Here is a 19134-nt window from a genome sequence, read left to right on the forward strand (position 1 = left end):
ATCGACACTTTTTATAGTTTTGCAGTCAGTATCTTTTGGTATCACTACACAATACTGCTGCGTTGTCCCCTTGTACTCCATGCGGTTACAGCCTTATTCAGGACTGTTTCACTTAAGGGGTGTCGCGTTCTGGCGAGTTTCTTATTCTGGATTTATTATTAGAGACGGAAGAAAATTCACCATGAATCATCCCCCGCTGGGAAAATATGCAAGAGTCTGGGGGCAATTGCAATACATTGATGTAAAAGTCTTTTTTATTTATACGAAGGTCTAATTTCGAGGTAAATGTAAAAAAACCTGACAAAATTGCCAGGCTTTTTTTTAATATTCACAACAAAAAGAGTTGCTTACGAAAAATACAATTTTTATTTAATTGGCAACTTGCCTTTACAGCGTTTCCACGGCCAGCGCGACGCCTTCGCCGCCGCCAATACACAGGGAAGCCACGCCTTTCTTACCGTTGGTACGTTTTAGTGCATGCAGTAATGTCACCAAAATGCGTGCACCCGAGGCACCAATGGGATGTCCCAAAGCACAGGCTCCGCCATGAATATTAACTTTATCTTCATTAAGACCCATTTTGCGTATCGCCAGCATGGTTACCATGGCAAAGGCTTCGTTGATTTCAAACAAATCCACCTCCTCTTTGCTCCAGCCGGCTTTGTCTAACACTTTTTCCATGGCTCCTACCGGCGCCACGGTAAAGTTTTCCGGTTCGATAGAATGAGTCGCATGAGCGACTACTTTAGCCAGCGGTGTCAATCCCAGGGCACTGGCTTTAGATTCACTCATTACCACCAGTGATGCCGCACCATCAGAAATAGAGCTAGAGTTAGCGGCGGTGACCGTACCGTCTTTTTTAAAGGCCGGACGCAGACTCGGAATTTTCTCGGGACGGGCACTGCCCGGACCTTCGTCGGTATCGATGGTCGTGTCACCTTTGCGGGTCGACAGTGTGACTGGCACGATTTCATCACCAAATGCCCCGCTTTCAATCGCCTCATTGGCCCGAGATAACGAGCGCAAGGCAAATTCGTCCATCTGCCCACGGGTGATATTTTCTTCATCGGCGGTATCCTGTGCAAAACACCCCATGGCTTTACCGTCGTAGGCGTTTTCAAGACCATCAAGCATCATATGATCCAGTACCTGACCATGTCCCATACGATAACCCGAACGGGCTTTGGGTAACATGTAGGGCGCGTTACTCATGCTTTCCATACCGCCAGCCACCACAACCGAAGCGGAACCGGCTTTAATAAGATCGTGAGCCATCATCACCGCTTTGAGGCCCGAACCGCAAACCTTGTTGATGGTGGTAACACCGGCAGACAGCGGTAACCCGGCTTTGAGCGATGCCTGCCGTGCCGGGGCCTGCCCCAGACCGGCGGGTAATACACAGCCCATAATCACTTCATCAACCTGACTCAAATCCACATTTTCACAGCTGGCGGTAATGGCATTAGCGCCCAGTTCAGTGGCGGAAAACCCGGCCAGAGATCCATTAAAGCCCCCATAGGAGTCCGTTTTGCGGCGACGATGACCACTGCTTCATTATTCATAATAGGTTTGCCTTATTTGTTCAGACATCATGGATTACCGATCCAGTTCTGCGGCTAAAACTCGCTGCGCAGAATACTGGTCTGTAGCGTAATAACGTGTTGCCATGTTGACGTTAAGTAATTGTTACTTTACCTTAACGTAATGTGCAATTTACGTTAACGTAAACCTGAACACTCAAAGTGTCAAATTATGGATGTTATTTAAGCACCAATATGACACGGAAAGTTTACGTCAGCGCATTAACATCACAGGCAGGGTGTTGTGGAATGAATCATCACAAATCTGAACCAACCTACACTATTGGTGAGCTGGCACGTGAGTTCAATATCACCCCGCGCTCGATTCGTTTTTACGAAGAGCAAAGTTTGATGAGTCCGGCCCGTACCGGTCAAAACCGAATTTACGGTAACAAAGACCGCGTAAGATTAAAGCTAATCTTACGCGGAAAACGCCTTGGCTTTTCACTGGCTGAAGTGAAAAAGTTATTTGAATTATACGATAGCAATCCAGATTCGGCGGTGCAGCTACAAACTATGCTGCAGCTTACCGAACAAAAACGGGCAGTCCTGAATCAGCAGCTTGAAGACATCACCACCCTGATGAGCGAGCTGGATGATGTAGAGACCCGTTGTCGGGAAGAGCTGTCTGAACTGAAACGAGGAAACATCGCATGAATACTCCGTACCCTACTTTGAACTTTGGCCTGGGCGAAGACATTGATATGTTGCGCGACCAGGTGTATCAGTTTGCCCAGAATGAAATTGCCCCATTGGCGGCCAAAGCCGATGAAGACAATATGTTTCCGAATGAGCTATGGCCAAAAATGGGCGAGATGGGCCTGCTTGGTGTTACCGTTGCCGAAAAATTCGGCGGCAGTGATATGGGTTATCTGGCCCATACTGTGGCTATGGAAGAAATCAGCCGCGCCTCTGCGGGGATTGGTCTGAGTTATGGTGCTCACTCTAATTTATGTGTAAACCAGATTCACAAAAATGGTTCTGATGCACAGCGTGAAAAGTATCTGCCCAAACTGGTAAGCGGTGAGCATATTGGTGCACTGGCGATGAGCGAACCCAATGCCGGTTCTGATGTGGTCAGCATGAAACTTCGCGCCGAGAAAAAAGGCGATGTGTATGTGCTAAACGGCAACAAAATGTGGATCACCAACGGCCCTGATGCCCATACGTTTGTAATTTATGCCAAAACCGACACTTCTGCCGGGGCAAAAGGCATCACCGCGTTTATTGTTGAAAAAGACACCCCTGGATTTTCGCAGGCACAAAAACTCGACAAACTCGGTATGCGCTCATCGAATACCTGCGAGCTGATTTTTGATAACTGTGAAGTTCCTGCCAAGAATATTCTTGGCGGTGAAGGCCAGGGGGTAAGAGTACTGATGAGCGGTCTGGATTACGAGCGGCTGGTATTATCCGGTGGCCCGCTGGGTATCATGCAGGCCTGTATGGATGTGGTGGTCCCTTATATTCACGAACGCGAACAATTTGGCCAGTCGATAGGTCAGTTTCAGCTGGTTCAGGGCAAAGTGGCCGATATGTATACCCAGATGAACGCGGCCCGTGCTTATGTCTACGCAGTAGCCCGCTCCTGTGATCGCGGCGAAACCACCCGCAAGGATGCCGCCGGGGCAATTTTGTATTCTGCGGAACTGGCCACCAAAATGGCACTGGATGCGATTCAACTGCTGGGTGGTAACGGCTATGTGAACGAATACCCTACCGGCCGGCTGTTACGCGATGCCAAATTATATGAAATAGGTGCCGGTACCTCAGAAATCCGTCGCATGCTGATTGGCCGCGAACTGTTTAAAGAGTCTGAGTAATTTAACCCCTTGGCAGCACACCGGGGGCTGCCCCCGGTTTTTTATTGAATTGCATTGGAGGGACACGTGCCCGTACTTACTACCACTGTTAATGCGAAAAGCGAAGAATTTAAGGCCAACCAGGCGCACATGCAGGCGCAGGTCGATGACCTAAACGACAAAGTCACACAAATTATGCAGGGCGGCGGCAAACAGTCTGCTGAGCGTCATCTGTCCCGGGGCAAACTATTACCCAGAGAGCGCATTGAAGCTCTCCTGGACCCCTGCACGCCGTTTCTGGAAATAAGTCAGCTGGCCGCGTGGGAAGTTTACGATGACTATGTACCGGGTGCTGGCGTTATTGCCGGTATTGGCCGGGTGAAAGGCGTTGAGTGTATGGTGGTGGCTAACGATGCCACTGTTAAAGGCGGTACCTATTATCCGCTTACCGTGAAAAAACATTTGCGGGCTCAGGCCATTGCAGAAGAGAATAATCTGCCCTGTATTTATCTGGTGGACTCAGGCGGCGCCAACCTGCCCCGTCAAGACGAAGTGTTCCCGGACAAAGAACATTTTGGTCGGATATTTTTTAATCAGGCCAATATGTCGGCCAAAAATATTCCTCAGATTGCCGTGGTCATGGGCTCTTGTACCGCCGGCGGTGCCTACGTACCGGCCATGGCCGATGTCAGCATTATTGTTAAAGAACAAGGTACCATCTTTTTAGGTGGACCACCGCTGGTCAAAGCTGCCACGGGTGAAGTGGTCAGTGCTGAGGAGCTCGGTGGTGGTGATGTTCATACCCGCACCTCCGGGGTAGCGGACCAGCTGGCCAACAACGACCATCACGCCTTAACCCTGGCCCGTGATGCGGTGTCCCGGCTGAACCGGGTTAAACCTTCTTTGCTGGATACCAAGCCAGCCAAAGAGCCCCTTTATGCCGCCAGCGAAATGTACGGCATTATTCCCAAAGACACGCGCAAAACCTTTGATGTACGCGAAATTATTGCGCGCATTACCGATGGCTCAGAATTTGATGAGTTCAAGCCGCTATATGGTACGACACTGGTGTGTGGCTTTGCCCGGCTTTACGGCATGCCGGTGGGTATTGTTGCCAACAACGGAATTCTATTCGGCGAAAGTGCGTTGAAAGGCGCCCACTTTATCGAACTGTGTGCCACCCGCAATATCCCGCTGGTATTTTTGCAAAATATCACCGGCTTTATGGTGGGCAAGCAATATGAGGCAGGCGGTATCGCCAAACACGGTGCCAAAATGGTGACGGCGGTGGCCTGCGCCAATGTGCCCAAGCTTACCGTACTGATTGGTGGCAGCTTTGGTGCCGGTAACTATGGTATGTGTGGCCGCGCTTATGACCCCAGATTTTTATTTATGTGGCCGAACGCCCGTATTTCAGTGATGGGCGGCGAACAAGCTGCCGGGGTACTGGCGCAGGTGAAGCGTGACCAGAAAGAACGCAAGGGCGAAGACTGGTCAGCCGAAGAAGAAGCCAGTTTCAAACAACCGGTTATCGATACCTACGAAAGCCAGGGCCATCCCTACTATGCCTCCGCACGTCTGTGGGACGATGGTGTCATCGACCCGGCTGACACCCGTCTGGTGCTGGGCCTGTCATTATCGGCCGCGCTTAATAAACCCATTGAACCGACTCGGTTCGGCATTTTCAGAATGTAAGGAGCACATTTACAATGTCTACTTCTTCTACGTCATCAACCGTTTTATACGATGTTGATGCACGCGGTGTTGCTACGGTAACGCTAAATAATCCGCAAAAGCATAATGCATTTGATGATGCGATGATTGAAACATTAACCGGTTATTTCAAACAGGCCGGTGCCGACGACAAGGTGCGTGCATTGGTGTTGCAGGCCGAAGGTAAGAGCTTTAGCGCCGGTGCTAACCTGCAGTGGATGCAGCGTATGGCTGACTACTCCCAAGCGCAAAATGAAAAAGATGCCATGGCGCTGGCCACGATGCTGCAGACGTTGTACAGCCTGCCCAAAACCACGATTGCCCGGATTCAGGGGGCCGCCTTTGGTGGCGCCGTGGGGCTAATCGCCTGCTGCGACATCGCCATTGGCAGCCGCCTGAGCAAATTCTGCTTAAGCGAAGTGCGTATCGGGCTTATTCCCGCAACGATTGCGCCCTATGTGGTGGAAGCCATGGGTGCCCGGGTTTGTCGCCGCTATTTTCAGACCGCAGAAGTGTTTTCGTCGCGCCGTGCCCGTCGTTTAGGGCTGTTATCTGAAGCCGTTACCGAAGATGAACTGGACTCCACCATCGAGGATGTGATCACTCAGATACTGAAAAACGGACCACAGGCAGTGGGCCAGGCCAAAACCCTGGTGGAATATGTGGCCGGTGTTCCTATCGATGAATCGCTGATGAAAAAAACCAGTGAGTGGATTGCTAAAGTTCGGGTCAGTGATGAAGGTCAGCAGGGTCTAAAGGCATTTTTGCAAAAAGAACCTGCCCCCTGGCAGGAGAACAAATCATGATTAACAAACTTCTTATTGCCAATCGCGGCGAAATTGCCTGTCGGATTATTCGAAGCGCCCGCAAGCTGGGGATCAGTACCGTAGCCGTATATTCGGATGCCGATGCCAATGCGTTGCATGTCAGTATGGCTGATGAAGCAGTACATATAGGTCCGGCGCCGTCAAAAGAAAGCTATCTGAAAGGCGAGGTCATTTTACAGCACGCCAAAACCCTAAATGTGGATGCAATTCACCCCGGTTATGGCTTTTTGTCTGAAAACGCCGGCTTTGCCCGTGCCTGCGCTGAGGCCGGCATCATCTTTGTGGGCCCGCCAGAGCAGGCGATTGCGGCTATGGGCTCAAAATCTGCTGCCAAAAGTATTATGCAGGATGCCGGCGTCCCCCTGGTGCCCGGTTATCACGGCGATGATCAGAACCCCGCCACCTTAAAACAACATGCTGATGACATGGGCTACCCGGTGCTGCTAAAAGCTGCTGCCGGCGGTGGCGGGAAAGGCATGCGTCAGGTGTGGAGCGAAAGTGACTTTGACGATGCCCTGAACGCTGCAAAACGCGAAGCAATGGCCAGCTTCAGTGATGATATTATGCTGGTAGAAAAATACCTGACCTCGCCACGGCATGTGGAAATTCAGGTATTTTGTGATACCCAGGGTAATGGCGTGTACCTGTTTGAGCGGGACTGTTCGGTACAGCGGCGTCATCAGAAGATCATCGAAGAAGCCCCTGCTCCGGGCATGAGCGAATCCCTTCGTCAGCAAATGGGTGAAGCTGCCCTTAAAGCGGCCCATGCGATAAATTATGTCGGCGCAGGGACGGTTGAGTTTTTACTTGATGCCGACGGCAGTTTTTATTTCATGGAGATGAATACCCGCTTGCAGGTTGAGCATCCGGTGACCGAGAAAATCACCGGTGAAGATCTGGTGGAATGGCAACTAAGCGTGGCCGATGGTCAGCCATTGCCGAAACAACAAAGTGAGCTGACCCTTAACGGCCATGCTTTTGAAGCGCGGCTGTATGCCGAAGATCCACAGCACGACTTTTTGCCGGCCACCGGCACGCTAAAACTGCTACGTCCGCCACAGGAATCTGAGCACGTGCGCGTCGATACCGGGGTGGTTCAGGGTGATGAGGTCAGTGTGTATTACGACCCGATGATCGCCAAACTGGTGGTATGGGATACCAATCGTGAACGCGCATTGCAACGCTTGTTGACGGCGCTGCGTGAGTATCATGTGGCGGGGGTGACCACCAACTTACCATTTTTATACAATGTCGCCGCCCATCCTGCTTTTCGACAGGCCGAGCTGGTAACTACGTTTATTGAAACTCACCACGACAGTCTGTTTAACCAGCCTGGCCAGAAGGATGAATCTTTGTTACCGGCCGCGGCGTTACTGGTTATGCTAACGCAACATCAACATGAAGCGCCGTCTGGGTCGGTTTCATCGCCATGGGATCTTCCCCTGGCCTGGCGTGCTAACCATCAGCTGAAACAGCAGCTGGAGCTGGTGATAAATCAGCAAACCTATCAGGTCAGTATTGTGCACACCGGTACCACCACCAAGCCTAATCAGTGGCAGCTGCAATACAATGATCGGCAGTTTGCACTGGCAGGTCATTGTGATAAACATGCACTGCATGCTCACATAGATGGTTATCAACAGCGCATTGGCTTTAGTCAGGATCATACTCACTACACCCTGTTCAGCACTGACGGCACGGTGGATATGCATTATGTTGCTCCTGATTTGGGAGAAACTGAGGATGCCAGTCTGCACAGTGATTTTGCCGCCCCCATGAATGGTACTGTGGTGGATACTATGGTCAGCGCCGGTGACCAGGTTAAAAAAGGCACCACCCTACTGGTTATGGAAGCCATGAAGATGGAGCACGCTATTAAGGCGCCCGCTGACGGGGTAGTCACAGAGTTTTTCTTTGCAGCTGGCGATCTGGTGGATGGCGGTGCCCAGTTACTGGAGTTTAAAGCCGATGAGTAGCTTCCCCGAGCAGGTCAGTATTGTGGAGGTAGGCCCCCGGGACGGTTTACAAAATGAAGCCGTTAAACTGGATGCTGCCGTTAAAGCGATGTTGGTGGATAAGCTGGCTGATGCGGGTCTTAAGCGAATTGAAACCGGCAGTTTTGTGTCACCTAAATGGGTGCCGCAGATGGCCGACTCAGACGCCGTATTTGCGCAGATAAAGCGTCGTGACGGCATAAGCTACAGTGCCCTTACCCCCAATATGCGTGGATTTGAGGCCGCCCAGGCTGCCGGAGCGGATGAGGTGGCCATTTTTGGTGCGGCTTCTGAAAGCTTCAGTCAGAAAAACATCAACTGTTCTATACAAGAAAGTCTGGAGCGCTTTGCGCCGGTGTGTGAAGCCGCCCGGGCGGCGAATTTGCCGGTGCGCGGGTATGTTTCCTGTGTGCTGGGCTGTCCCTACGAAGGGGATATTGACCCGCAGCAGGTAGCCGACGTGGCCAGCAAAATGCTGGAGATGGGTTGCTACGAAATATCCTTAGGGGACACCATTGGTACCGGTACGCCAGTCAAAACCGCAAACATGCTGCAGGCGGTACTGGCGAAGGTTCCTGCTAAGCAGCTGGCGGTCCATTTTCATGATACCTACGGCCAGGCATTAGCAAATCTTTATGTGGCGTTGTCTATGGGTATTAGTGTTATCGACAGTGCGGTGGCGGGCTTAGGTGGTTGTCCCTATGCCAAAGGCGCCAGTGGCAATGTGGCTACTGAGGATGTCTTGTATATGCTAAATGGCATGGGGATCACGACTGGCATCAGTATGGAAAGTTTATTACTGGCCAGCAAGTACATCAGTGACACCCTGCAGCGCAAGCCGGCATCCAAGGTTGCCAACGCCCTGCTTAGCTAGTTCACAGGGCCACAACGTGATCATCCAAAAGGAGCCAACGGGCTCCTTTTTTATGTCATTGAGCAACACCATATTGCAAACTGTGATACGTCAGTTAAACGCCTTACAACTGATGATTTCATTATCTGTTTACAGAAATAGTATGGTAACTTTTGGCTGGCGCTGATACTGAAGCAGACACGCATTGAGACAACATCAGGGAGACAAAATCATGGATGAGACACTGAGCTATCTAGGCACAGTCGCGGGTCGCGCCCTGCGGTGGCTGTTGTTGACGATGTTGTATGAGTTACTGGTGCTACCCATAGGCCGGTTTATCACCCGGTGGGTGTTGCTGGCTGGCTTTAAGCCGGACTACCAAAATCCTGCGCTGTTCGTGGTGGTGGGCGTGCTTACCCTGGCGTTGACACCGCTGGCGCTGGCGCAATTCTGGTAGCCTTTGCGCTGAGCATGGCCCTGTTTAGTCATGCCGCCGGCTTCGCTGATTCACCGCAAATATCCACCAAGTTGTGGTGCCGCCCCTTTGTTTATGAACCAGGCCACCTTCATTCTGCCCTGCTTGCCAACAAGCAAGCCATTTTCTGCAAATTTAATGTAATCATTAAGTTAACAATACAGCGTTAACCATGCACAATGGCTTAACTGCTGTTTAACCAGGTCGCATCACCATGAAAACCAAATATAAAATAGCGTCATTGATAATTACCGGCGTACTGACAGGTTGTTCCGGAAATTATACCTCCGCTGATAGCTCTACCCCGGCTAATGGCTCTACCCCGGCTAATGGCTCTACCTCAGCTGATGGTTCTGTCTCTGCTAATGGCTCTGCTGCTGTCGCGTCTGAGGCTTCGCCGGCCCAACAATCAGATGAATCTTTGACTCAGATTGAATCCCAGGCCACTGCCGACTTTCTTCATCAACAGCCGACCCTGGCGACCATGCTGGCGTTGCCGGAAGCACGGGCAGGCGCTCATTATAATAGCCGTTTCCCGGATTATTCGGTGTCCGGCATGAATCGTTTTCAGCGCACTATGGCCAGTGCTGCCAAGGCGTTGCAATCATCATCTTTTTCGTCTTTGTCGGCATCGCAACAACAACACCGCCAGATTCTGGCGAATATTTTTGGCTATTATGCCGGTGATAAAGACTTTCCGGCGGGCTATATTGATACCTGGGGCGGGCACTTACCCTACATTATTAATCAAATTTCCGGCCCGCTGATCGATATTCCTAAACTGATGCAGGTGCAACAATCTGTTACCAGCCCTGCCGAAGCGCAGGATTATCTGGCCCGATTGGCAAACATGGGTAAGCTGGTCGACGATGTCATTGCAAAATTTGAAGCTGATGCACAAAAAGGCATCATTCTGCCGGCTAACCTGCACCCAAAAACCCTGGCCTTTTTTGACCGGTTTCTGCAAAGCCCGCCTGCCGAACATGAACTGGTGACCTCTTTTGTTAAACGCCTGAACAACATCAGTACGATGTCGGATAAAACCCGTAAGGCGCTGCAAGAACAAGCGACACAACATGTATCCGCGGTGGTTTACCCGGCTTACCGAAAAGCACGTCAGGCAGTGGCAAGCAATCAGCTGAGAGCCCGCGATAAAGACGGTATCTGGGCACAGCCCGGCGGTGCTGAGTTTTACGCCCATGCCATTAAAAACTTAGCCGACTCTGCCTACAGCGCCGAACAAATTCATCAGATTGGGCTGGATGAAGTATCACGCATTACTTTGCAAATGGATAAGATATTGCAGGCCAATGGCTATACCAATGGCACTGTCGGCGAACGTATGATGCAGCTTGCCGATATCCCCGGGCAAATCTACCCGGATACGGATGCCGGCCGCGAGGCGCTGCTTACCTATTTACGTGAAGAAACCACCGCCATTATGCAACAGGCTCCGGATTTTTACGGCACGTTGCCACAACAATCGGTAGAGGTACGCCGTATCCCCGAGGTTTCTCAAGCCGGGGAAGCTGGCGGTTTCTATACCCCGCCCTCATTAGATGGCAGTCGGCCGGGGATTTACTGGATTAACCTGCGTGATATGCAGGCCGTGCCTAAGTTTGGTTTGAAGACACTTACCTATCATGAAGCAGTGCCCGGACACCATTTTCAGATTGCATTGAATATGGCGCAACAGGATATTGGTTTGATGCGACAAAATGCCCCTACAATGCATATGTGGAAGGCTGGGCACTGTATTCAGAATATGTCGCCAGCCACTATATGGGTATGTATAAAAATGATTGGCTGGGGGACTTAGGTCGTCTGCAGGCCGAGCTATACCGGGCGGTACGACTGGTGGTCGATACCGGACTGCATCACCAGCGCTGGCCCCGACAAAAGGCCATAGATTATTTTCATAGCACTACGGGGACCTCGCTGTCTGATGTGGTTCCTGAAGTGGAACGCTACATGGCCTGGCCCGGCCAGGCGCTGGGTTATAAGCTGGGGATGCTGACTTTTGTTGATCTGGAGCAGCAGGCCCGTACCGCACTAGGCGAAAAGTTTGATATTCGGGCCTTCCACGACATCATTCTGTTACCGGGCGCTCGTCCTATGAAAATGGTGAAACAGGATGTAGAACAGTGGATTAACGCACAATAGTGATTAGGGCGTGCCAGTGCCATGACAGAATATAAATACGCTGGTACGCCTGGCTTTTTTCAGGCTATACTTATTTAAGGAATACATGCACTGACACTAGCAGTCTGACCAACAACGGCTTTGATATGGAATTTAAGATCGTTAAACCCTCCATGCACTATCGGCAGTCCTATCATAACTACCTTGCCGAATTAGGCAATGAAGAACGCTATCCGATGCCAATGGATCTGGACCATCGCAACTTTCCGGGGTTACTACAAACCCTCAATAATTATGAGCAGGGTGTCGACCTGCCCCATCAACGCGTTCCAAACACCACCTTATGGATGATTCATAATAACGAACTCATAGGGGTCGCTAATATCCGCCATAAACTTAACCGCGCATTGACTGAAGCAGGGGGGCATATTGGCATTGGCATTCGCCCGTCATACCGTAAACAGGGGCCGGAGCATATCTGATGCAAGCCAGTGTTCACCGGGCCAATTCGATGAATATCAGCCCAATACAAATTCACTGCTATGCCGATAATCCGGCTTCCCAAAAGCTGATTGAGAAATGTGGCGGCGAGCTGAGTAGCCAGATTGTGGTTAATAACACCACGGTTTTGCGTTTTCATATCAATCGTCTGGCTGCTTCTGCAAACAGCCTTTAACCTGACAAGCCAAATAAGTGATTACAATGAAATGGCATGCGCTTGGTCTGACCGGCAAAATAGTGATTGGCACCGCTATCCTGGGGGCGGCGCTGATCGCGCCGGAGCTGGCCCTGCTACTTCAGTTCGGCGGCATTGAAACTGCCTTCGCCTATAGCCTGCTATGGGTGGCCCCGCTGCTGGCCAAAACGCGTGTAGTGTCACGCCAGGTCAGTAGCGTGATAGCGCATCTAAGTACTGTGGCAGGGGCACTCTGGCACAGTTTACCCTACCGTGCCATATCGCGACCGGATGTTTTTAGTGCGCAAAGCCTGTGCTGTTTGGTGGCCTGGGGCCTGACCGGCTCAGTAAGTCTGGCGCTACTATGCTATATGCCAGGGCTACTTGTGGTTCAAAACCTGATGTAAGCAGGTGGGTTTAATTGGGGAGCTTTTTAACGATGTCAGTTCGGGACGATACCATCCCCGCCATTGATATGGCCCGAAATGTGGGGTTTTACCAAACCCTGGGCTTCATCCAGATCGTCGCCACGCCGGTTTACGCCGAATTCAGTTGCCCCGCCTGGGAAACGCATTTTTCGCTTCGTCATACGCCCCAGGCTCATGTGAAAATGTGAAGATTGTGTTTGAGACAGACCCTCTTGAGGAGCTGGTGGCTAACCTCATGGCCAGTGGACTGCAATTTGTTCAGCTACCCACTGCCACCACGGCTGCCTGGCAAAAAGCCACGTTGTACGACCCCGCAGGAAACCTCGTTACCCTTTACCGCGCCACAGCACAAATGCCGATAACCGCATCTTTGCGTGCCACATCAAATGTGATGCCGCACACCGACTGAGCTGCAGTCAGATATCTCTGCCGCTGGGCTATGACCTTTCTGAACGACTTATTTTTCATCTGGCAGCAGGTACGTCAGCGCCATAGCCAGCAGCAGTACCACGGTCATTATGTAGACCACCGAAAAACCAATAAACGGTTTAATAGCAGCATACAGCGCCCCAAATGCTAACAATATCAAGCCTATTGAGGTGTTACTGAAGGCAACCAGCTCGGTCCGGCCCTGCCCTTCCTTAACATCCAGACTGTAGGTCTTACGGCCGGTCCTGACCCCGGTGTGGGCAATGGAAAGCACAAAAAACAACAAGCCGGATAACCATAGTGATGAGGTATCTAACACCAGTAACCCGATACAGGCGGTTACCGCAATGATACCCGCCACACGTAATGTTCGTTTGGCGCTGGCATCTGCCAGACGGCCCCAGAGCAAGGAAGACAACATGGTTGCTGCGGCTTGCGCGGCCAGATACAGCGGCAATAAGGTGTCTGCGGCGGCGCTGCTTTCCAGCATAAAGTACGGTGCCACCAGCGCTGAGTGCACGAATAGACCACGTACCAGCACAAAACGATACACCACTGAATCAAATTGCCAGAAGGAAGTCGCGCTATGCTGTTCTGAACCGCTTTCATTATCTTCTTTTTTATCAGCTATATAGGTTTTCACCGGCAGCAAAAACAAGAGCGCGCTGAAAAAGCCTGCGGCGGCCAGGGCCACTAACGCAATAATCAGCGTGAGTCCCAGTTCAGACTGAAAAAACACCAGTGGTACGGCAATTCCCAATGACAGGAGACCCGAGATGGTAGAGGCTTTTCCCAGTAAGTTCCCGCGCTCGCCTTTCGGGGCGATATCAGCTTCGATATCTTTTACGGTCAGTGAGCACGCCGATCGCCCCAGGCTAAGCAATACCAGGGCGCCCAAAATAGCCCAGCCGGCCTGATAATTTTCAAGCAGCATGGCTGCTATAAGCATACCAACACAGGATAATACCTGTACTGCCATACCAAGCCGCCAGACCGTATGGCGCGCCTGCATGTTTCGCAACATCAGTCCAATAGCGGCCTGGGGCAACAACGCGCCTGACTCACGAATAGGCACCAGCCAGCCAACCATCCAGGCGGGGGCACCAAGGGTAATAAGCAAAGCAGGAAGAGTGGTTTTTGCCGAGATAAGCAAGTCGGCTAGTTTACTGGCAGAAAGGCTGCCGACCAGCCTGCCCGATTGGTTGTTACTCACCGCAGACTCCGTGGTGGGTGGTTGCGGGCCAGGACTGTCACCAATTCAGGGAGTCGGTAACAGGACTATCAGGCACCATACTATTGTGCATAACTACGAACCAGGAACCAGGCCTGATCACCTCTGGACATCAAGCATTACGTTTAATCGGGTGGCGCTTTGTTGTCGCTTATGTTTTATTTTCTACCACGGTTTTCAGATTTTCCAGCCCCATTTCAAAATCTGGCCCAATCATATCGTCCAGAAATAGGACAAAGTACCGGTTCATAGGGTTGTTGCCCACCGTCCCGGTATCACTCCATGTCACCCGGGTTCCCTCGGGGGTAGGCTGTAATTTAACGGCACCGGTAGAGCCCATATCAAACTCCGGGAAATACAATCTGTAGACGATTTCACGGTTGTGCTGCAATTCGGTAATTTCCATTTCGCCGTCGCCCTGCGTTTCACTTTGCCACTTGGAATACATCCCGATTGCACGGTCGGGTCCGCCATACTCAATCTGCATATCGGGATCATTTTGGAACCACACTCCCCAGTTCTGCCACGCCCGTAAATTTACCACTTCGGAATAAATAGCCTCAGGCTCTGCTTCAATGACAATACTTCTTTTAACCTCATACTCCGAAGGCAGTAAAAATCCGATAAGAACCACGGCCACTAAAATAAAACTGACAATAAAAAGCGCTTTTTTCAGAAATCCCATGTTCTTATTCCTTTTGAAACCCGTACTCAGATATTACATTTTATTAACATTCATAAGGAATTGAAAGGTTTTTGATTTTAACAAAAGAAAAAGCGTTACAGAGGGTCGTGTTTTTTTGCTATGCATAATTCACGATCTCTGATTTATAAAACCCTATGATTGGCTACGTTTAGATAAGTTACCGCAATAAATCGCTATTTACGGTGAAGTTTAAGTCAAAATACTCCAAATGTGTGACTTAATCGAGTAAATTTTTATTCGATATGACGCAATAAGCTTGCAGTTTACTGTAAACCTCCTATAGCTAATCGTGGTGGGTTGTGTAAGATGAACAAAGTGATTAATGATATTAACAACAATGACATTTAATGCATGCTGAGCACGATAGCCTCACCGGTATGAATACACAAGGAGAACCCAGATATGGCAGACAATAGTTCGCGTTATATCAGTAATCTAACCCGGGATACTTATGCACTTATCTTAGCGGGTGGAAAAGGCTCACGGTTACACGAGCTGACAAATTGGCGCGCTAAGCCCGCGCTGTACTTTGGGGGCAAATTCCGAATTATCGATTTCCCCCTGTCTAACTGCATCAATTCGGGCATACGTCGGGTAGGTGTTGTGACGCAATACAAATCCCACTCGCTGATCCGCCATCTGGTAAGAGGATGGGGTCACTTTAAAAAAGAACTGGGTGAATCCATCGAGATATTACCTGCATCACAGCGTTTTTCCGACAGCTGGTATGAAGGTACCGCCGATGCGGTGTTCCAAAATGTCGATATTATTCGCGATGAGCTGCCCAAATATGTCATGATTTTGTCAGGCGACCATATCTATCGCATGGATTACGGGCCGCTGCTGGCGCATCACGTAGAAACCGGTGCTAAGATGACCGTCTCTTGTATGCCGGTGCCAGTCGAAGAAGCAGCCGGTGCATTCGGGGTGTTATCGGTTGACGATGACTATCGCATTAAAGGTTTTGAAGAAAAGCCGGCCAATCCCACGCCCCTGCCAGACGACCCTACTCATTGTCTGGCCTCTATGGGGAATTATGTGTTTGATACCGAATTTTTGTTCGAACAGCTAAAGCGTGATTCGGAACGATCAAATTCGCAGCGAGACTTCGGTAAAGATATCATTCCCTCAATTATCAAAGACCAGAAAGTATTCGCCTTTCCCTGTGGCGGCGGCGAAGACGGCTCGGCTTACTGGCGTGACGTAGGCACCATCGACTCATTCTGGGAAGCCAACATGGAAATGGTGGCGCCGGTTCCGCAACTCAATCTCTACGACCAGAAATGGCCTATCTGGACCTATCAGGAACAACTGCCGCCGGCCAAATTTGTCTGGGAAGATCATGACCGACGCGGTGAGGCGATCAATTCGGTGGTATCGGGTGGGTGTATCATTTCTGGCTCCACCGTACGTCAGAGCCTGGTCTTTTCAAATGTACGCGTACATTCTTACGGGCTTATCGAAGAAGCGGTTATCCTGCCTGATGTCGAGATTATGCGCCATTGTAAATTGCGTAAGGTTGTTATCGACCGCGGCTGTGTTATCCCCGAAGGCATGGTCATCGGTTTTGACCATGAACAAGACAAAGCCAGAGGATTTCGGGTGTCCGAAAAAGGTGTGGTCCTGGTGACCCGCGAAATGCTCGATCAGCCTATGGGAGGCATGATCTCCACCAAGCGTTAATGTTCGGGCAAACAAAGCCGGCCTGTTTGTTTTACAGACTGGCGGCCGCCCATTTACTTAGCGTATGAACCAATTCACCGGCCACCGCTTTCGGATGTTCAAGGGGGAGCATGTGGCCGCCAGGCAGTTCTTTGTGGTCCATTGCATTGGTATTTACAAACCGGCGCCAATGCTTGGCTTTGCAGACATCTGACTGGGCGCCGGTAATGAGCAAGCCCGGGCATTGTAACTGCCCTTTAAAGCTATCAAGATTGTGTGGCACATTTCGAAATATCTCTGCTTCCACCTTTGGCTCAAAAGCCAGATTCCGATGCTCACCACTCACTTGAGTGGCACTTTCAACATAGTCGGCGATACAGGCTGGCTGCATATTTTTAAACAGACTTTTTGTCTGAAAATACGTGACCAAATCAGTATCACGCGCCCATTGACGATTGCGGTATTCAGCCAGGCGAGCTGGGGTGATTTTGTCGATATAGGCGGTTTGTTTGGCAGTGCGTAATAAAAAGCTTCCGGCGCCGAGTACCAGCGGCGGATCTATCGCTACCAGACCGGCAAATAGATCCGGACGTTTACATGCCGCCATAAACGAAATAATGGCACCAAATGAGTGGCCCACCGCATAAATTTTTTCACCGGTTCTATGCTGCTCAACATAATAGATCAGCTCCTGTACCTGATTTTGCCAGTTGTCGCCCACCGGCAGTTCAGGCTCGTGGCCAAACATCGGTTTAGCCAATATCTTCCAATGCTGGGGTAACTGCTGAAAAAGCTGTCGATAGCTACCTGCCGGAAAGCCATTAGCATGGGCAAAATGCAAGGTAAGTGAAGGTGCTGTCACGTTTTTCCCTTTTGTCTGCAATTTCATAATTGGCGTTTTTGTCTGGTTAGGTTAGGATATCACAAACTACTCATCTGACCAGAAACTCATGCATATTGACGAACTTCTTCATTTGCCGGAAGCGCAGATACAAGCTAATAAACACGGGCTGTTTAGTGGGTTGCAGATCCCCGCCAATTGGGCGCAAGGGCGCACGGCTTTTGGTGGTATCAGTGCCGGCATGGTCTATAGCGCTATTCAACAATTTGTAGATGATGATCGGGTGTTGCGTGCCTTCAATACCAATTTTGTGGGCCCGATTACGGTGGATGAGCCGTTCGAAATTGAAGTTATACCGATGCGGGAAGGCAAGAATGTCAGCCATTTTTTGGGACAGGTCATTCAAAGTGGAAAAATTTGCGTGGCTTGTCAAGCCTGTTTCGGGGTTGGACGTGCCTCAAAAATTGAGGTAGAAAACCGTCAGGTGCATGCCATGTCTGCACCTAAAAAAGCACAATTTATTCCCCAGATACCTAAAGTTACCCCAAAGTTTCTGCGTCATTTTGATTTGGCAATCGCCGATGGCGGGATTCCTTTTACCGGGCGCAAAAGCAGCCATTATCACGGCTTTATGCGCTTTACTCAGCCCCCGGAGAAATTCACTGATGCTCATCTGATCACGATTATTGATGCCTGGCCCCCGACGTTACTGCAAATGATGAAGTGGCCGGCCCCTGCCAGTACCGTGACCTGGAACTTAGAGTTTATTCATCCTCATCGCCCGGTCAGCGGCAGTGACTGGTTTGCTTATCAGGCTCATACCCGCCAGGCTGCCGATGGCTATGGGCATACAGAAGCCACAATCTGGGACAAAGATAATGAGGTGGTGGCCATTAGCCGCCAAACCGTGGCCGTATTTGATTAATACAAAACAAATGAACCTGGATTAAACAGGGCAATTACGCTGATGCACTGCAGGTTGGTAATATCCAGTGCATCGTCGAGCTCATCTACCTCAAGATCCAGCCGTTCATGTATCGAGGCCTCGATATTGGACATGTCCGGGTAAATATCAGGATGCACATTATTTAGCGCCAGCGTGTAGCTTAGCTGCATAATACGTCCATCATCCGTTTCAGGCGCGGCGTCGTGAAGGGTGCGAATGGGCTGATAGATAGTCGCTGGAATACCCCACTCCTGAATCAGCGCCGCTGACAGCTCAGCATAAGTAAAGCCCAGCAAGGCAGACTGTAATTGCGCCGGGGTCACCCGCGAATTATAGGCCAGACAACGACGGGCCTGTTCTGGTACGGTCGCCACCACCACCAGTTCGCCAATATTGTGTAGTAAGCCAGCCACGAATAGACGCTCAGGCTCACGTTGACGACGATATTCAGCAAAGTATTTTGCCAGCAGCCCACAGCTCACACTTTGCTCCCAGAATTTATCCACATCGATAATCTGAGATTCAATTTTGCTAAAAGCCTGCGTGACCCCATAGGCTAACGCCAGGTCGTAGGCCGAACGGGTTCCGATGATTTGCAGGGCCTTGCTGATGGTGTCAATTTGTTTGGGAAAGCGGTACAACGCACTGTTAGCGACTTTGAGAATCTGGGCGGTGAGACCCGGGTCAAAGGCAATAATCTCTGCCACGTCATCAATACTGGCAGCATGGTCATCCATGCATTCTTTTAATCGGGTCACTGCTTCTGGTAGTACAAATAACTCACTTGCACTTAATGCCAATTCCTGAACATTCATTTTTTCACTCCCTT

The 19134-nt window shown here is 50.5% G+C and carries 20 protein-coding genes and 1 pseudogene; 16 read left to right on the forward strand and 5 right to left on the reverse strand.

The window, feature by feature from the left end; all coding sequences use genetic code 11:
* Positions 1–387 precede the first annotated feature (387 nt).
* Positions 388–1562: pseudogene (locus IT774_RS09665) on the reverse strand (thiolase family protein).
* Positions 1563–1829: 267 nt separating this feature from the next.
* Between IT774_RS09665 and IT774_RS09670 the strand changes: the two are divergent.
* From IT774_RS09670 to IT774_RS09730, 14 genes are all read left to right on the forward strand, one after another.
* Positions 1830–2237 (forward strand): MerR family transcriptional regulator, encoded by a 408-nt coding sequence (locus IT774_RS09670; protein ID WP_195809606.1) that lies wholly within the window; start codon positions 1830–1832, stop codon positions 2235–2237.
* On the forward strand, positions 2234–3403 hold the full coding sequence (locus IT774_RS09675) for an isovaleryl-CoA dehydrogenase (protein ID WP_195809607.1): 1170 nt from the start codon (positions 2234–2236) through the stop codon (positions 3401–3403). The genes IT774_RS09670 and IT774_RS09675 overlap by 4 nt, the downstream gene beginning before the upstream one ends.
* Before the next feature lie 66 nt (positions 3404–3469).
* Positions 3470–5077, forward strand: coding sequence for a carboxyl transferase domain-containing protein (locus IT774_RS09680; RefSeq protein ID WP_195809608.1), 1608 nt, complete (start codon positions 3470–3472; stop codon positions 5075–5077).
* Between the two features lie 14 nt (positions 5078–5091).
* A complete protein-coding gene (locus tag IT774_RS09685) occupies positions 5092–5901 on the forward strand; it encodes an enoyl-CoA hydratase/isomerase family protein (RefSeq protein WP_195809609.1) in 810 nt (269 codons plus the stop codon).
* Positions 5898–7898, forward strand: a complete 2001-nt coding sequence (locus tag IT774_RS09690; RefSeq protein ID WP_195809610.1) for an acetyl/propionyl/methylcrotonyl-CoA carboxylase subunit alpha — start codon at positions 5898–5900, stop codon at positions 7896–7898. The genes IT774_RS09685 and IT774_RS09690 overlap by 4 nt, the downstream gene beginning before the upstream one ends.
* Positions 7891–8790 (forward strand): hydroxymethylglutaryl-CoA lyase, encoded by a 900-nt coding sequence (locus IT774_RS09695; protein WP_195809611.1) that lies wholly within the window; start codon positions 7891–7893, stop codon positions 8788–8790. The genes IT774_RS09690 and IT774_RS09695 overlap by 8 nt, the downstream gene beginning before the upstream one ends.
* 211 nt (positions 8791–9001) lie before the next feature.
* Positions 9002–9226, forward strand: a complete 225-nt coding sequence (locus IT774_RS09700) for a hypothetical protein (RefSeq protein WP_195809612.1) — start codon at positions 9002–9004, stop codon at positions 9224–9226.
* Between the two features lie 232 nt (positions 9227–9458).
* The gene (locus IT774_RS09705; RefSeq protein ID WP_332308837.1) at positions 9459–11063 is read left to right on the forward strand and encodes a DUF885 domain-containing protein; all 1605 of its coding nucleotides are present in this window, start codon (positions 9459–9461) and stop codon (positions 11061–11063) included.
* Positions 11027–11407 (forward strand): DUF885 family protein, encoded by a 381-nt coding sequence (locus IT774_RS17885; RefSeq protein ID WP_332308838.1) that lies wholly within the window; start codon positions 11027–11029, stop codon positions 11405–11407. The genes IT774_RS09705 and IT774_RS17885 overlap by 37 nt, the downstream gene beginning before the upstream one ends.
* 125 nt (positions 11408–11532) lie before the next feature.
* A complete protein-coding gene (locus tag IT774_RS09710; protein ID WP_195809613.1) occupies positions 11533–11868 on the forward strand; it encodes a GNAT family N-acetyltransferase in 336 nt (111 codons plus the stop codon).
* Complete coding sequence (locus IT774_RS09715; protein WP_195809614.1) at positions 11868–12062, forward strand: hypothetical protein; 195 nt, start codon at positions 11868–11870, stop codon at positions 12060–12062. Before IT774_RS09710 ends, IT774_RS09715 begins: the two co-directional genes overlap by 1 nt.
* A gap of 26 nt (positions 12063–12088) precedes the next feature.
* Positions 12089–12469 carry a hypothetical protein gene (locus IT774_RS09720; RefSeq protein ID WP_195809615.1) on the forward strand — a complete coding sequence of 127 codons (381 nt, stop codon included), beginning with the start codon at positions 12089–12091 and terminating at the stop codon, positions 12467–12469.
* Positions 12470–12483: 14 nt separating this feature from the next.
* The gene (locus IT774_RS09725) at positions 12484–12678 is read left to right on the forward strand and encodes a hypothetical protein (RefSeq protein ID WP_195809616.1); all 195 of its coding nucleotides are present in this window, start codon (positions 12484–12486) and stop codon (positions 12676–12678) included.
* A 5-nt stretch (positions 12679–12683) separates the two neighbouring features.
* A complete protein-coding gene (locus IT774_RS09730; RefSeq protein ID WP_195809617.1) occupies positions 12684–12899 on the forward strand; it encodes a VOC family protein in 216 nt (71 codons plus the stop codon).
* 48 nt (positions 12900–12947) lie between these two features.
* Here the strand turns inward: IT774_RS09730 and IT774_RS09735 are convergent, their stop codons facing one another.
* Positions 12948–14132 (reverse strand): MFS transporter, encoded by a 1185-nt coding sequence (locus IT774_RS09735; protein WP_195809618.1) that lies wholly within the window; start codon positions 14130–14132, stop codon positions 12948–12950.
* Positions 14133–14301: 169 nt separating this feature from the next.
* Complete coding sequence (locus IT774_RS09740) at positions 14302–14835, reverse strand: SRPBCC family protein (RefSeq protein ID WP_195809619.1); 534 nt, start codon at positions 14833–14835, stop codon at positions 14302–14304.
* Between the two features lie 423 nt (positions 14836–15258).
* On the opposite strand from IT774_RS09740, the gene glgC reads away from it, so the two are divergent.
* Entirely contained in the window at positions 15259–16539 is a 1281-nt protein-coding gene (gene glgC, locus IT774_RS09745) for a glucose-1-phosphate adenylyltransferase (RefSeq protein WP_195809620.1), read from the forward strand.
* Between the two features lie 31 nt (positions 16540–16570).
* Here the strand turns inward: glgC and IT774_RS09750 are convergent, their stop codons facing one another.
* Positions 16571–17380, reverse strand: a complete 810-nt coding sequence (locus IT774_RS09750) for an alpha/beta fold hydrolase (RefSeq protein ID WP_195809621.1) — start codon at positions 17378–17380, stop codon at positions 16571–16573.
* An 88-nt stretch (positions 17381–17468) separates the two neighbouring features.
* Between IT774_RS09750 and IT774_RS09755 the strand changes: the two genes are divergently transcribed.
* Entirely contained in the window at positions 17469–18284 is an 816-nt protein-coding gene (locus IT774_RS09755) for an acyl-CoA thioesterase (protein ID WP_195809622.1), read from the forward strand.
* Here IT774_RS09755 and IT774_RS09760 read toward each other — a convergent pair.
* A complete protein-coding gene (locus IT774_RS09760) occupies positions 18281–19120 on the reverse strand; it encodes an HDOD domain-containing protein (protein ID WP_195809623.1) in 840 nt (279 codons plus the stop codon). The genes IT774_RS09755 and IT774_RS09760 overlap by 4 nt on opposite strands.
* Positions 19121–19134: the final 14 nt, after the last annotated feature.

Origin of the sequence: Salinimonas marina (assembly GCF_015644725.1) — a bacterium.
GTDB lineage: Bacteria > Pseudomonadota > Gammaproteobacteria > Enterobacterales > Alteromonadaceae > Alteromonas.